The organism is Variovorax paradoxus (assembly GCF_029919115.1).
Taxonomy (GTDB): domain Bacteria; phylum Pseudomonadota; class Gammaproteobacteria; order Burkholderiales; family Burkholderiaceae_C; genus Variovorax; species Variovorax paradoxus_O.
Genome location: NZ_CP123990.1, coordinates 410884 through 425210, shown reverse-complemented (window position 1 = coordinate 425210; position 14327 = coordinate 410884). Strand labels below are relative to the sequence as shown.

The 14327-nt window shown below is 67.1% G+C and carries 10 protein-coding genes and 1 pseudogene; 2 read left to right on the top strand and 9 right to left on the bottom strand.

All coding sequences use genetic code 11. The features are described from left to right. Positions 1-85: 85 nt before the first annotated feature. The 8 genes and pseudogenes from glcF to QHG62_RS01920 form a co-directional block, all read right to left on the bottom strand. Positions 86-1318, bottom strand: coding sequence for a glycolate oxidase subunit GlcF (glcF, locus tag QHG62_RS01955; RefSeq protein ID WP_281149152.1), 1233 nt, complete (start codon positions 1316-1318; stop codon positions 86-88). Positions 1319-1343: 25 nt separating this feature from the next. Continuing rightward, entirely contained in the window at positions 1344-2450 is a 1107-nt protein-coding gene (glcE, locus tag QHG62_RS01950; RefSeq protein ID WP_281149151.1) for a glycolate oxidase subunit GlcE, read from the bottom strand. Between the two features lie 13 nt (positions 2451-2463). Then, positions 2464-3966 (bottom strand): FAD-linked oxidase C-terminal domain-containing protein, encoded by a 1503-nt coding sequence (locus tag QHG62_RS01945; RefSeq protein WP_281149150.1) that lies wholly within the window; start codon positions 3964-3966, stop codon positions 2464-2466. A gap of 138 nt (positions 3967-4104) precedes the next feature. Then, on the bottom strand, positions 4105-4989 hold the full coding sequence (locus QHG62_RS01940; protein WP_281149149.1) for a LysR substrate-binding domain-containing protein: 885 nt from the start codon (positions 4987-4989) through the stop codon (positions 4105-4107). Positions 4990-5186: 197 nt separating this feature from the next. Then, positions 5187-6119: an SMP-30/gluconolactonase/LRE family protein gene (locus tag QHG62_RS01935; protein ID WP_281149148.1), complete on the bottom strand. Its 933-nt coding sequence runs from the start codon at positions 6117-6119 to the stop codon at positions 5187-5189. A 265-nt stretch (positions 6120-6384) separates the two neighbouring features. Beyond that, positions 6385-7987 (bottom strand): annotated as a pseudogene (locus QHG62_RS01930) (ammonium transporter). A 21-nt stretch (positions 7988-8008) separates the two neighbouring features. Beyond that, on the bottom strand, positions 8009-8347 hold the full coding sequence (gene glnK, locus QHG62_RS01925) for a P-II family nitrogen regulator (protein ID WP_007833403.1): 339 nt from the start codon (positions 8345-8347) through the stop codon (positions 8009-8011). Positions 8348-8420: 73 nt separating this feature from the next. Beyond that, positions 8421-9245 (bottom strand): TorF family putative porin, encoded by an 825-nt coding sequence (locus tag QHG62_RS01920; protein ID WP_281149142.1) that lies wholly within the window; start codon positions 9243-9245, stop codon positions 8421-8423. A gap of 217 nt (positions 9246-9462) precedes the next feature. Between QHG62_RS01920 and QHG62_RS01915 the strand changes: the two genes are divergently transcribed. Together QHG62_RS01915 and QHG62_RS01910 are read left to right on the top strand one after the other, a co-directional pair. Further along, entirely contained in the window at positions 9463-11001 is a 1539-nt protein-coding gene (locus QHG62_RS01915) for a YifB family Mg chelatase-like AAA ATPase (protein ID WP_281149141.1), read from the top strand. Between the two features lie 10 nt (positions 11002-11011). Continuing rightward, positions 11012-12244 carry an MFS transporter gene (locus QHG62_RS01910; RefSeq protein ID WP_281149140.1) on the top strand — a complete coding sequence of 411 codons (1233 nt, stop codon included), beginning with the start codon at positions 11012-11014 and terminating at the stop codon, positions 12242-12244. On the opposite strand, the gene QHG62_RS01905 is transcribed toward QHG62_RS01910, so the two are convergent. Continuing rightward, complete coding sequence (locus tag QHG62_RS01905) at positions 12237-14318, bottom strand: serine/threonine-protein kinase (RefSeq protein WP_281149139.1); 2082 nt, start codon at positions 14316-14318, stop codon at positions 12237-12239. The genes QHG62_RS01910 and QHG62_RS01905 overlap by 8 nt on opposite strands. Positions 14319-14327: the final 9 nt, after the last annotated feature.

Sequence of the window (14327 nt, the reverse complement as noted above, 5' to 3'; positions counted from 1 at the left end):
TCTCCTTGGAAGAATCGGTGCCGCCATGATGCGGTGCAAGCACCTTCCGCCCGAGTCGGACCAGGGCGCTCTTCGGTGTGCGATCTCAGGCCGCTGCCAGGGCGGCGTCCAGCAACTCCACCCAGTGGCGCACGGGGGTTTCCTCGCTGCCACTTTGCAGATGCGTGATGCAGCCGATGTTGGCCGAAGCAATGACGCTCGGCTGCAACTGCCGCAAATGGCCGAGCTTGCGGTCGCGCAGCGGGTACGCAAGTTCAGGCTGCAGTACCGAATAGGTGCCCGCCGATCCGCAGCACAGGTGAGCTTCGTTCATGGCCACGCGCACCTCGAAACCCAGCGCGCGCAAATGCGTCTCGACACCGCCGCGCAGCTTCTGGCCGTGCTGCAGCGTGCACGGCGGGTGGTAGGCCACCACGCCCTCGGGCGCACGCACGCGCGCCTTCAGCGCCGGCACCAGGGCGGGCAGCAGCTCGCTCAGGTCGCGCGTCAGCTGGCTGATGCGTGCCGCCTTGGCCGCGTAGGCCGGGTCGTGCTGCAGCATGTGGCCGTACTCGCGCACGGTGACGCCGCAGCCTGAAGCATTCATCACGATGGCTTCGACCTCGTTGCGTTCGACCTGCGGCCACCAGGCGTCGATGTTGGCGCGCATCTGCGCCTTGCCGCCCTCTTGGTCGTTGAGGTGGAACTTCACGGCGCCGCAGCAGCCCGCCTCTTTCGCGACCACGGCCTGGATGCCCGCCGCGTCGAGCACGCGTGCCGTCGCCGTGTTGATGTTGGGCATCATCGACGGCTGCACGCAGCCCGCGAGCATCAGCACCTTGCGCGCGTGCGTGGCGGTGGGCCAGGCGCCTGCTTCCTGCCTGGCGGGAACCTTGGCCTTGAGCGCATCGGGCAAGAGCCCGCGCACCGCCTGGCCGAGCTTCATGGCGGGCGCGAAGAGCGGCGACGGCAGGCCTTCCTTCAGCAACCATCGCGTGGCCGATTCCATGGCGGGCCGCGGCACTTTCTCGTCGACGATCTTGCGGCCGATGTCCACCAGGTGACCGTATTGCACGCCGCTCGGGCAGGTGCTTTCGCAGTTGCGGCAGGTGAGGCAACGGTCCAGGTGCAGTTGCGTGCTGCGCGTGGGCTCCTTGCCTTCGAGCACTTGCTTGATCAGGTAGATGCGTCCGCGCGGGCCGTCGAGTTCGTCGCCGAGCAACTGGTAGGTGGGGCAGGTGGCGGTGCAGAAGCCGCAGTGCACGCATTTGCGCAGAATGGCTTCGGCCTCGCGGCCTTCGTCGGTGTCGCGGAATTCAGGGGCGAGTTCGGTTTGCATCGCGGTTGGGGTCGTCGTTTGTTTTTTATTCGGCTGCGAGGAGCCGGCCGCGGTTGAAGATGCGCTGCGGATCGAACTCCTGCATCAATGCGCGATGGATGCGGGCGACCGGGGCGCTCATGGCGTCGAAGCGAGGTACCGCTGCATCCGTCGTGTGCGAAGCGGGCATCCTGAACAGCGTGGCGTGCCCTCCCGCCGCATGCGCAATACCGCGGATGTGCGCGGCATCTTCCGGCGGCGCCTTGTACCAACGCTGCGCACCGTGCCACTCGACAAGAGGCGCGCTGCCATCGATGGCGAGTACCGGCGCGGTCTGCGGCACCGACAGGCGCCAGAGCGCAGTGGAACCGTCATCGGCCGCAAACCAAGGGTGCTGCTGGTCGCGCAGCATTTGCCAAATGGCCGCGGCAGTAGCGTTGTCCTGCCTGTCGCCACCAAGGTGCGCGCAAGCAGCTTCCACCGCTGCCATCGCGCCGCGCAGGCGCAGGTACAAAGTGCCAACGCCTGCGTGTTCCAACCAGCAGCTCGCATTGAGCGGCAGCGGCCGGCCGCCCCACTCGTTGAGCAGGCGCAGGGCATCGGCCTGGCTGCAGTCGAACGCGAGCGTGGCTTCGGCGGGAGCAACGGGGAGCACCTTGAGGCTGACCTCCGCGATCAGGCCCAGCGTGCCGAGCGAACCCGCCAGCACGCGTGAAACGTCGTAGCCGGCCACGTTTTTCATGACCTGTCCGCCGAAGGTGAGCAGCTCGGCGCGGCCATTGACGAGCTTGGCGCCGAGCACGTAGTCGCGCACCGCGCCCACGCTGGCGCGTGCGGGGCCGCTGAGGCCGGCCGCGACCATGCCGCCCACGGTGCCGCCGGTTTCGAAGTGCGGCGGCTCGAAAGGAAGGCATTGCCCCTTTTCCGCCAATACGGCCTCGAGTTCGGCAAGCGGCGTGCCGGCGCGCACGGTAACGACCAGCTCGCTCGGTTCGTAGCTCGTGATGCCAGCGAGGGCGGTGGTGTCGAGGAATTCTCCTTGCAGCAACTCACCGTGAAAGTCTTTCGTGCCACCGCCGCGAATGCGCAGCGGCGCGGCGTCGGCAACTGCGGCGCGGATGCGTTCGACGACTTGGCTGAGGGCTTGATCCATGGTCTCTTTTTTTTCAGAAGCGCGGCAGGTCGGGGTGCGGCAGTTGCCCGCCGCGCACCACCTGCTTGCCATATTCAGCGCAGCGCTGCAGCGTGGGAATCACCTTGCCGGGGTTCAGCAGGCCGGCTGGATCGAAGGCGCGCTTCACACCGAACATCTGCTCGTTCTCGGCCGCGGTGAACTGCACGCACATGCTGTTGAGCTTTTCCACGCCCACGCCGTGCTCGCCCGACACGGTGCCGCCCATGGCCACGCTGGTCTCGAGAATGTCCGCGCCGAAAAGCTCGCAGCGGTGCAGCTCATCGGGGTCGTTGGCGTCGAACAGCACCAGCGGGTGCAGGTTGCCGTCGCCCGCGTGGAACACGTTGCAGCAGCGCAGGTTGTATTTCTGCTCCATCTGCTGGATGGCAAGCAGGATGTCCGCGAGCCGCTTGCGCGGAATGGTCGAGTCGAGGCACATGTAGTCAGGGCTGATGCGGCCCGATGCCGGAAAAGCGTTCTTGCGGCCACTCCAGAATTTCATGCGCTCTTCTTCGCTGTTGCTCACCGCGATGGCGGTGGCGCCGCAGCCACGCAGCACGGCGGTCATGCGGCCGATTTCTTCTTCCACCTCTTCGGGCGTGCCGTCGGATTCGCACAGCAGAATGGCCGCCGCATCCAGGTCGTAGCCCGCGCGCACAAAGTCTTCGACCGCGGCGGTCATGGGCTTGTCCATCATCTCGAGCCCTGCGGGAATGATGCCGGCGGCAATCACCGCGGCCACCGCATCGCCGGCTTTGCGAACGTCGTCGAAGCTGGCCATGATGCAGCGCGCGAGCTGCGGCTTGGGCACGAGCTTGACGGTGACCTCGGTGGTCACGGCCAGCATGCCTTCGCTGCCGATGACCAGTGCGAGCAGGTCGAGCCCCGGTGCATCGAGCGCCTCGCCGCCGAACTCTATGGCCTCCCCCTCGGCCGTGAAGCCGCGCACGCGCAGCACGTTGTGCAGCGTGAGGCCGTATTTCAGGCAGTGCACGCCGCCCGAGTTCTCGGCCACGTTGCCGCCGATGGTGCAGGCGATCTGGCTTGACGGATCGGGCGCGTAGTAAAGGTTGAAAGGCGCGGCCGCCTCGCTGATGGCGAGGTTGCGCACGCCGCACTGCACAACGGCCGTTCGGCTCACCGGGTCGATCTTCAGGATGCGGTTGAACTTTGCCAGGGAGAGCGTCACGCCCAGCGCATGCGGCATGGCGCCGCCCGAGAGCCCCGTGCCGGCGCCGCGTGCCACCACAGGTACGCCGAGCTGATGGCAGGTCTTGAGCACGGCTGCCACCTGGGCCTCGGTTTCGGGCAGTGCCACCACCAGCGGGCGCTGGCGGTAGGCGGTGAGGCCGTCGCATTCGTAGGGCGTGGTGTCCTCGGCGTGCCAGATGAGCGCATGCGCCGGCAGGTGGGCCTGCAGGGCGCGCACGACCTGCGATTGGCGTTCGGATTTCTGCAGCGAATCGTGCTGGGCAGGGGTAAGCGGCGCGTTCATGCGGCAAGCCTCTTTAGTCGGGCAAAGTGTCTCGTGGTGTGGCGCACTCTACGCAAATGCGGCGGCGCCGGGTTGAAGCTTTTTTGCGCGGCGCTTGAGAGAACTTTGCCGCTCGGCGCCTTTTCTTTTTATTTTTCTTCAGCGCAGGCTTTGCGCCAGCCAGTCGACAAAGGCTGCGCATTCCCAGCGGTCGAGCGTGCCGGGCTGCCAGCAGATGGTGTGTCGGTGCGGCGATGGCACGGGCCTGTCAGACAGCGGCACCAGCCGGCCCGATTCGAGCCATGCGGCGCCCATTTTCAGCCGCACGAGGGCCACGCCGAATCCGCTGGCGGCCGCGTCGTAGACCAGGCCCAGGTCATTGAATTGCGAGCCGACGTGCGGCTCGGGCTGGTCGATACCGCAGCTTGCGAACCAGGTGTTCCAGGGCTCGAGCGGGCTGCGAATGAGGCGTGCGCCGGCAATCTCGGCGGCGGTACGAAAGCCGTCGAAGGGCCCGAACTCGTTGAGGAAGCTCGGGCTGCAGGCGGGCACCACTTCTTCTTCGAGCAGGAGCCGGTGTTCGCAGTCGGCGTATGCGCCGGTGCCGTAGCGCACTTCAAGATCGGCCTGCTCGGCGGTCACGTCGAGCAGTGGAATGGACACCTGCAGCACCAGCTCGATGTCCGGATAGATGTTGCGGAACAGTTCGAGCCGCGGCATGAGGAACTGCCGGCTGAAGGTGGGCGTGACTGCAATGCGCAGGCGGGTGGCGCGTTGCTGCGCCGCATTGCCGGTGGGCATGGCTTGCAGCGCCGCAAGGCCGGTGCGCACGTTGGCCAAGTAGGCGGCGCCGTCAGCCGTGAGGCTGAAGTCGCTGCGGCCGAAGAGCTTGAAGCCGACATGCGATTCGAGTTGCCGGATGCGGTGGCTCACGGCGCTTGGCGTAACGCACAGTTCGTCCGCGGCTCTGCCGGCATTGCGCAGCCTTGCCACGGCTTCGAAAGTCAAAAGGCACTGGATGGGTGGGATGTGCTGGAGGGCCACTTGTCTAACCTCCGGGGGGTTTTGTTGTCGCCGCTGTCCAGGGCTTGTGCAAAGGCCACCGGGTACTCCCCTCCGCGAATGTCCCCCGGGGCTGCGCCCCTCCTCCTTTATTTCGCTGCGCGGAGCACCCGATGCCCTGTGCACCGGGGCGCGCTGCTGGTGAACCGCCGATCAACAGCCGCCGTGAATGGCTCACCTCAGTCCTCAAAGAAGCTGACAGGCAATCCAGGCACATCGACGCGCATGGAAATCACCGTACCCGATGCAGGCAACCGCTCGATCTCTGCAGCAGGCCGGCCCTTGCGCCCGCTGGTGACGAAGAGCGTCTTCAAGTCGTCCCCACCAAAACACGGCATGGTCGGGCACTGAACAGGAACGGGAACAGAAGCCACGATTTCACCGGACGGCGCGAGGCGCAGCAGCTGTGCCCCTTCGAACATCGCAACCCAGTAGTGGCCCTCTGCGTCGACCGTCGCGCCATCGGGCCGACCTTCGTAGCGCAGGGATGAATCGGGCGTCCAGCCCTGGGGTTTCGGCTCGAACTGGTGGAACACGCGTGCGTGCGAAAGCGAATTGGCCTCGGAGCCCCAGTCCCAGGCGCACACCACATGTGCGGCGGTGTCGGCCCAGTAGAGGGTGCTGGCATCGGGCGAGAAAGCGAGCCCGTTGCCGGTGGTGGACTCGTTGGCCATTTGCGTCAACGTGGGCGACACACCGGTGTCGGTGCGGGCATCGAAGCAATAGAGTGCGGCGTTGGCCTGGTCCTTGGCCTCGTTGAGCGAACCGGCCCAGAAACGGCCCAGCGCATCGCATTTGCCGTCGTTGAAGCGCATGGTGCGCGCGTCGTGCTCCACACGCGCCACCGCAACCAGTTCACCACCCCACTCGCGCGCCCGGTAGATGCCGTCGCGCAGCGCAATCACCAGCCCGCCGCTCCGCGCCGGAGCCATGCAACCTGGCTCGGTGGCCAACGCCCAGCGCTCCACCTTGGCGTCGGGCATGCCGATTTCCCCGCGCGTGCGCAGCACCGCGCGCCCCGGAATGTCGAGCCAGTAAAGCGAGCGTTCGTGCGGGTGCCAGAACGGCGATTCGCCGAGTTCGCAAAGGCTGTCTTCGAGGGTGGTCCACATGATCCCGGCATTGTGCATCCGCCGCCCCGCAGACAAAAAAAAGCCCGCTGGCGCCGAAGCGCTCGCGGGCTGAACATCCAAAGGAGACTCGCTGAAAAATCGTTACTGTTTTTCTTCTTCTCACCACCAGCCCGCGCCTCGTATGCCCCCTTCGTGGAACACCGAGGAATCGGCTTTGCCGGGCCTCTGGTGTTGCCCCCAGCAGGGGGGTTGGCGAAGCGACACGAAGTGCGCGAAGACTGGGGGGTTGCCTATTGCTTGGGGGTTACCTGTTATATGCGGTCTCGCCGTGCGAGGAGATGTCGAGGCCTTCGCGCTCTTCTTCTTCCGACACACGCAGGCCGATGGTGAGATCGGCAATCTTGAAGGCGATGAACTTCGCGCTCTTCTTCTTCCGACACACGCAGGCCGATGGTGAGATCGGCAATCTTGAAGGCGATGAACGCCACCACGCCAGACCACACGATGGTCAGCAGCACGCCCTTGAGCTGGATCCAGACCTGTGCGCCGATGCCGTTGGACACCACGCTGGCCGTGACCCAGTCGCCCACGAGGCCGGGGCCGCCGAGTGCCTGGGTGTTGAACACGCCGGTGAGCAGCGCGCCGACGATACCGCCGACACCGTGCACGCCGAACACGTCGAGCGAGTCGTCAGCGCCGAGCAGCTTCTTGAGGCCGTTGACGCCCCAGAGGCAGGCGAAGCCGGCGATGAAGCCGATAATGATGGCGCCCATCAGGCCGACGTTGCCGGCGGCCGGGGTGATGGCCACGAGGCCTGCAACGGCGCCCGAAGCGGCACCCAGCATCGAGGCCTTGCCGCGCATCAGCGCTTCACCGATGCACCATGCAAGCACTGCTGCGGCGGTGGCGGTAAAGGTGTTCATGAAGGCGAGCACGGCGCTGGTGCCGGCTTCGAGGGCCGAACCTGCGTTGAAACCGAACCAGCCGACCCACAGCAGCGAGGCGCCGACCATGGTGAGCGTGAGCGAGTGAGGCGTGAAGGCTTCCTTGCCGTATCCGACGCGCTTGCCGATGACGTAGGCGCCGACCAGGCCTGCAACGGCTGCATTGATGTGCACCACGGTGCCGCCCGCGAAGTCGAGCGCGCCCCATTGCCAGATCAGGCCGGCCTTGGCGTTGTTGGCATCCACCACGTTGGCGGCGGTGTAGGCGTCAGGGCCAAGCCAGAACCAGACCATGTGGGCCAGCGGCGCATAGCTGAAGGTGAACCAGATCACCATGAACAGCAGCACGGCCGAGAACTTGGCGCGCTCTGCAAAGGCACCCACGATCAGGCAGCAGGTAATGCCGGCGAACGTGGCCTGGAAGGCGGCAAACAGCAGCTCGGGGATGTACACACCCTTGCTGAAGGTGGCGCCGGGCGCGAACACGCCGGTGGCCGGATCGAACACGCCCTTCATGAAGAGCCGGTCGAAGCCGCCGATGAAGGCATTGCCTTCGGTGAAGGCCAGGCTGTAGCCATAGATGAGCCACAGCACGACGATCAGCGAGAAGGTGACCATCACCTGCATCAGCACCGACAGCATGTTCTTGCTGCGCACCAGGCCGCCGTAGAACAGCGCCAGGCCGGGAATGGTCATCATGATGACGAGCAGCGTGGACAGCATCATCCAGCTGGTGTCACCCTTGTTGAACGAAGGAGCGGGAGCCGCGGCGGGCGCTGCTTCGGCAGCAGCAGCGGGGGCGGCGGCAGGTGCCGCGGCCGCGGGGGCTGCAGCGGGAGCCGGGGCGGTTGCAGCCGGTGCCGTGGCAGCCGGCGCTTCAGCCGCCGGCGCCTGTGCGAACGAGGCGGTGCCGGCAGCGAGCACGCTCAAGCCGAGCGCAAGAGAAACAAGCAGTTTTTTCATGGTTGTTTTTTTCCGGGCTGATCAGAGGGCTTCGCGGCCGGTTTCACCGGTGCGGATGCGAACGACCTGCTCGAGGTTGTAGACAAAAATCTTGCCGTCGCCGATCTTGCCGGTGCGGGCTGCGCCTTCGACGGCTTCGATCACGCGGTCGACGAGGTCGTCGGACACCGCCGCTTCGATCTTGACCTTGGGCAGGAAGTCGACCACGTACTCGGCGCCGCGGTACAGCTCGGTGTGGCCCTTCTGGCGACCGAATCCCTTGACCTCCGTGACCGTGATGCCTTGCACGCCGATGGCCGACAGTGCTTCGCGCACTTCGTCGAGCTTGAACGGTTTGATGATGGCTGTGACCAGCTTCATGATGACTTTCTCCTTCTTGGATGGAATGAATGGTGCGGCAGCTTGGGCCGCACCTTTGTTCTTGTGCCTGCTCTTACAGCGTCTTGCTGAGCGTAACGATGAAGCGGGCCTTGTTGGGCGAGTAGTACTGCTCGCCGATCGGGCCGAAGCCGAAGTCCACGCCCGGGTTGCTCAGCGCGAGGTAAGAGCTCTTCTTGTTGGCGCCCTGCACCGAGCCGGCAAGTGCCAGGCCGTTGCCGAAGTCATACGACACGCCCACGTTGTAGTCCACGTAGCTCTTGTAGCCCAGGCTGCGGATGTCGCTGGACATGTGCGTGTAGCCCACGGCCGCCTTCAGCGTGAGCTTGGGCACGATTTCCTTGCTGTAGGCCAGGTTCAGGTAGCCGGTGTTGCGGCCCTTCAGGCCCGAGCCCGACTTGTAGCCCGCATAGCCGAAGTAGTCCTTGGAGACCGTGTGCGAGTACTTCAGGGTGAACGAGCCGATGGCTTCGTCGGCCCAGGTGCCCGCGCCGTACAGCTCGGTGGTGTTGCCGATGGAGTTGCCCGGGTAGATATAGGTCAGCGCACCCACGTCCATGTCGAACGGGCCGGCCTTGAACTTGTAGCCGCCGTAGATGTCGCTTTCGATGCTGTTGCCCTGGAGCCAGTTGACGCTGGAATTCCAGTTGCCCACATAGAAGCCGCTTTCGCCGAAGGCGTAGTCGAAGCCGCCCTGGATGGCCGGCTTGAAGCCCTTGGTCTTGGCGTAGTCGTTCTTCCCGATCATGTCCTGGTCCTGGCCGCGGAACTTGTAGTTGCTGGTCAGGGCCACATTCCCCGAGAGCTGGGCGCTCGCCAGCATCGGCAGGGCTGCAAGGGCGACCACGGCCACTGCCTGGGCGAAATTACGGTGCATCATCGAGACTCCTCGGAGTTGGTTGGATCGTTGGGGGGACACCGTCTCATAGCAGGGAGCGTGCCAAAGTGCTCGTTCCGCCTGCTGCATGGCTGCAGCCCCGGCCTCCGCAGTCCGCGTGAAAAGTTACAAGAGTGTTCAGTTGCGGTGCCCTTCCGGGGGCCCGCGGTGCACAAGTCCGACCAAAAACGGGCGCACCACAATGGGGAGAGTAATAAAAATGAGCTTGTCTTTGGTGCAAAGCCGCGCTTTGCTTGGGCTGGAAGCGGCCAGTGTCACGGTCGAGGTGCATCTGGCCAACGGCCTGCCCAGCTTTACGCTGGTCGGGCTGGCAGAAACCGAGGTCAAGGAGGCGCGCGAACGCGTGCGTTCGGCCATACAGAATGCCGGCCTCGAGTTTCCAAATAACAAGCGGATCACCGTCAACCTGGCGCCAGCCGACCTGCCCAAGGACTCCGGCCGCTTCGACCTGCCCATTGCGCTTGGCATCCTCGCGGCCAGCGGGCAGATCCAGGCTGCAAGCCTGGCCGGGCACGAATTTGCGGGCGAACTTTCCCTTTCAGGCGAGCTGCGGCCCGTGCGCGGCGCGCTGGCCATGGCGCTTGCGCTGCACACCCGCGGCATCGCGACACGGCTGGTGCTGCCTACCGAAAGCGCAAAAGAAGCGGCCCTGGTGCCCGGCGGCGAGGTGTACGGGGCCAGGCACCTGCTCGATGTGGTGCAGCGCTTCATGCCTGAAGGCGGCGCGGCGCAGCCGGCCGAGCCGCCCAGCGCGGACGGCTGGGCACGCATCCAGGCCGCCGAGGCGGGCGCTACCCCCCGATATGCCGACCTGGCCGACGTGAAGGGACATGCAAGCGCCAAGCGCGCATTGGAAATTGCCGCCGCCGGCGGGCATAGCCTCCTGATGGTCGGCGAGCCCGGCTCGGGCAAGTCGATGCTGGCGCAGCGCTTTGCCGGGCTGCTGCCGCCGATGAGCATCGACGAGGCGCTGGAGACCGCGGCCGTGGCCAGCCTGGGCGGCAGCTTCTCGACCGAGCGCTGGATGAGCCGGCCGACTTCTGCGCCGCACCACACCTCCAGTGCGGTGGCGCTTGTGGGCGGCGGCTCCCCTCCACGCCCCGGCGAAATCTCACAGGCGCACCACGGGGTTCTCTTTCTCGATGAATTCCCGGAGTTCGCAAGGTCCGCCCTCGAGGCGCTGCGCGAGCCGCTCGAAACCGGCACCATCACCATTGCGCGGGCCGCCCGGCGCGCCGAGTTTCCCGCGCGCTTCCAGCTCATCGCTGCCATGAACCCCTGTCCTTGCGGCTACCAGGGCTCGGCACTGAAGGCCTGCCGCTGCACGCCCGACCAGGTTTCGCGCTACCAAAGCAAGCTCAGCGGCCCGCTGCTCGACCGCATCGACCTGCACATCGAAGTGCCCGCGGTATCGGCGCACCAACTGCTCGGTGCGCCGGCCGGCGAGGCGACCGGCAGCATCCGCGCCCGCGTGGTTGCCGCGCGCAACTTTGCGGTGCAGCGCCAGGGTAGCCCGAACCAGGCACTGCAAGCCGGCGCCATCGACCGGCACGCCGCACTGGACGACGCCGCGCGCAAGTTCATGGTCAACGCCGCAGCCAAGCTCGGCTGGTCGGCGCGCAGCACGCACCGCGCGCTCAAGGTGGCGCGCACGGTGGCTGATCTGGCCGGCGCCGAATCGGTGCAGGCCGTGCATGTGGCGGAGGCTGTGCAGTACCGTCGGGGGTTGCGAAACTGACTCTCCAGCAGTGAACACACCCGCCCCAACGCTCTACAACCGCCGCATGGTCGGCTGGCTCTCGCTCGGCCAGCTCATCACCTGGGGCAGCGTCTTCTACGGCTTCGCGCTGCTGATGGAGCCGGTCGAACGCGAGCTGGGGCTGAGCCGGGCGCAGTCGTCACTGGCGTTCAGCCTTGCGCTGCTGGCCGAAGGTGCACTGGCGTGGCCGGTGGGGCGCTGGATCGATCGCGGCCATGAGCGGGCGGTAATGACCGGCGGCTCGCTGGTCATCGTGGCCGGCCTGCTGCTCCAGAGCATGGTGCACAGCGCTCTGGGCTTCTACGCGGCCTGGGCGCTGCTCGGCGCGGGGTTGGCGGCCACGCTCTACAGCCCTGCGTTCTCCATCGTCACGCGGCGCTTCCCCAACGACTTTCGACGCGCGATCATCACGCTGACGTTTCTCGGCGGGCTGGCGAGCACGGTATTCATTCCGCTCGTAGCCTGGCTTATTGCGGAGCTCGGCTGGCGGCACGCATTGTGGGTGCTCGCGGCCATTCATCTTTTCATTTGCGCGCCGCTGCATGCGCGGGTGCTGCGGCATGCACCCGCTCCCGCGGCGGGTTCGAAAGCCGGGCGGCCCAACGCAGGCGAAGCGGCGGCCGTAGCGCCCGCAGGCCACTACATGCGCACCGCCCCGTTCCTGCTGGTGGGCGTTTTCACAGTGTTGCTGATGGCGGTCACGGCCGCGTTGCCGCCGCACATGGTGAGCCTGTTGCGCGGTGCGGGGCTCAGCGAATCGTGGGCCATTGCCGTGCCCGCGAGCATCGGGCTGGTGCAGGTGCTGGGGCGGGCGTTGCTGTATTTCTTCGAGCACCACTTCGACCTGCATCTGGCGAACCGGCTGATTCCCTGCCTGATTCCGCTCGGCCTGCTTGCATTGCTCGCGGGTGCGGGCCACCCGGGCGCCGCGCTGCTGTTCGTGTTTTTCTACGGCATGGGCAACGGCATGCTCACCATCGTGAAGGGCACCGCGATTGCGCAATACGTGAACCGCGATCACGTGGCCACGCTCAACGGTGCACTGGGGCTGCCGAGCGCCATCGCCCGTGCCCTGGCGCCGCTGATGCTAGGCGTGCTGTGGCAGCCGGGCACCGGCTACACGCCGGGCCTCTGGGTGCTGCTGGCGGCCAGCGTCGTCGCGGTGCTGGCGCTGGTCGGCGCACAGCGCTGGCGCCGCGTGCCAGGCGCGCCTGCTACTTGAACTCGTGGCTCACCACGGGCGCCGAGCGGCTGTCCTGCACCGTCACGCGTTGCCGGAACACATCGAGATCGCCGTTGCGCACTTCGATGTTGTAGATGCCCGGCCGCAGCGAGAGTGACTTGAGCGGCGGGCTCACGCCGCGGTCGGCACCGTCGACGAACACCTGGCCCCAGGGACGGATGTTGAGCACCACGCGCCCGTTGCCGGGCGGAGCGGCCGGCGGCGCAGGCGGCGTGGCGCCACCGGCCACCACGGTGGGAACCGCAGTGGTCGGCGTGGTGCCGGGGGCTGCGGGGATGGTGGGCGAGAGCCGGTTCAGCTCGGCAATGGCGTTGCGCGCCTCGCGTGCATGCAGGCCGCGGCGATACCGGCGCAGGTAGGCCTCATAGCCTTCGCGCGTGTTCTCGGCCTGGGCGAGGTTCCAGTCCTCGACCTCCGAGGTGGCAAGCGCGGGCTCGGGGGGTGTGGCCGGTGCGGCCGGTGTCGGTGGGGCTGCCGCGGTGGGGGGCGCTGCAGGTGCAGGCGCGATGACCGGCACGTTGTCCAGCGGCGTCAGCGAAGCGGCCGGTGCACTGGCCGCAGGTGCGGCAGGCGTGGCGCCACCCGGGGCTGCGGCCACGTTGCTGCTGGGTGCGTTTTCGCCAGGCGGCACGGCCGGCGGCGGCGCGTTGGCGGACATCGGCCCCGAGGGCGGAGGCACCGGCACCATGGCGGTCGAGGTCTCTTGCCGGCCGGAACTCAGGCGAAGGCCGATCCAGCTGCCCACGGCGACCAGTGCAATCACCAGCACGCCCACCAGCTTCCATGGTGGCCGCGACGACTTGCTCGCGGGCGCGGGCTGCTGCTTTCCGGCGGCGGGTGCCGCGCGCACCGGGGCGGCTGCTTCGCGCGCTGCGGCGGCCTTGGCCTGCGGTGGTTCCACCCGCTCCGAGGTGGCTTCGGGTTGGGGCGGCCTGGGCCTGGCCGGTTCCGGTGCGGCGGCCTCGGCGCGTGCAGCGCCCGCCGATGCAGTGGCCGCTGCAGCCACTGCGGGTGCCGGAGCGGGCGCAGCCCTCTGCGGCTCGGGCACCGCTGCAGGTGCCGGCTTGGCGGATGGCGGAACAATCACGGCCGGCGCCGCCAGCCCGCTCACGTAGGTGTCGCCAAGTTTGGCAAGGCCCAGCTCGGCCGCAAACGCCGCCACGGTCTGAGTGCGGTCCTTGCTGTGCACCGCCAGCGTGTGGTCGACCGCGGCGCAGAACCCCGGGCTCAGGTCGCCGCGGCCCAGCGAAGACAGCGGCACGTATGCGTCCTGCACGCTGCGCACCACGGCCGAGGGCGGCGGATGCCCGGTGACCGCGCGGTACAGCACGGCGCCCAGCGCATAGAGGTCGGTCCATGCGCCCTGCAGCAGCGTGTTGTCGTCGGCGTACTGCTCGATGGGCGAATAGCCCGACTTCACCATCACCGCCACTTCGTCGACCAGGTCGGCAATCGACTTGCGCGCGGCGCCAAAGTCGAGCAGCACCGGCAGGTCGTCCTGCTGGATGAAGATGTTGTCCGGCGCGATGTCGCGGTGAAAGCACTGGCTGCGGTGCAGCGTTTCGAGCGCGCCGAGCAGCGGGCCCAGCATGCCGAGCAGCCAGGCCTCGGTGATCTTCGATGGCTCTTCCTCGGCCAGGCGGCGCAGCGTGCGGCCGCGGTAGAGCTGGATGGCCATGTAGGCGGTGCTGTTCGCCTCCCAGAAGCGATGCACCCGCACCAGCGCCGGATGGCTGAACTGCGCAAGCGTGCGCGCCTCGTTGATGAAGCTGCGCAGGCCCGCCTGGAACGTGGCGGTGAGCCGGTCGGAACGCACATGCACGCTGTCGTCGCCCACGCGGCGTGCGAGCATCGAAGGCATGTACTCCTTGATGGCCACCTCGCGCTGCAGCGAGTGGTCGTAGGCGCGGTAGACGATGCCGAAGCCGCCTTCGCCGATCACTTCGAGCAGCTCGAACTCGTCCAGCCTGTGGCCCGTGCCCAGTGGATGCGGCCGCTCTTGCGGTTCGGCCGGCGCACTGCTGCTGGCATTGCTGCTGGCGTTGGTCGTCATGCATGTCCT

Bases quoted from the DNA above. Each gene is read 5' to 3' on its own strand.
- glnK (WP_007833403.1), bottom strand. From the start codon at position 8,347: ATGAAGCTGGTCACAGCCATCATCAAACCGTTCAAGCTCGACGAAGTG.
- QHG62_RS01920 (WP_281149142.1), bottom strand. From the start codon at position 9,245: ATGATGCACCGTAATTTCGCCCAGGCAGTGGCCGTGGTCGCCCTTGCA.
- glcE (WP_281149151.1), bottom strand. From the start codon at position 2,450: ATGGATCAAGCCCTCAGCCAAGTCGTCGAACGCATCCGCGCCGCAGTT.
- QHG62_RS01935 (WP_281149148.1), bottom strand. From the start codon at position 6,119: ATGTGGACCACCCTCGAAGACAGCCTTTGCGAACTCGGCGAATCGCCG.
- QHG62_RS01915 (WP_281149141.1), top strand. From the start codon at position 9,463: ATGAGCTTGTCTTTGGTGCAAAGCCGCGCTTTGCTTGGGCTGGAAGCG.
- QHG62_RS01905 (WP_281149139.1), bottom strand. From the start codon at position 14,318: ATGACGACCAACGCCAGCAGCAATGCCAGCAGCAGTGCGCCGGCCGAA.
- glcF (WP_281149152.1), bottom strand. From the start codon at position 1,318: ATGCAAACCGAACTCGCCCCTGAATTCCGCGACACCGACGAAGGCCGC.
- QHG62_RS01945 (WP_281149150.1), bottom strand. From the start codon at position 3,966: ATGAACGCGCCGCTTACCCCTGCCCAGCACGATTCGCTGCAGAAATCC.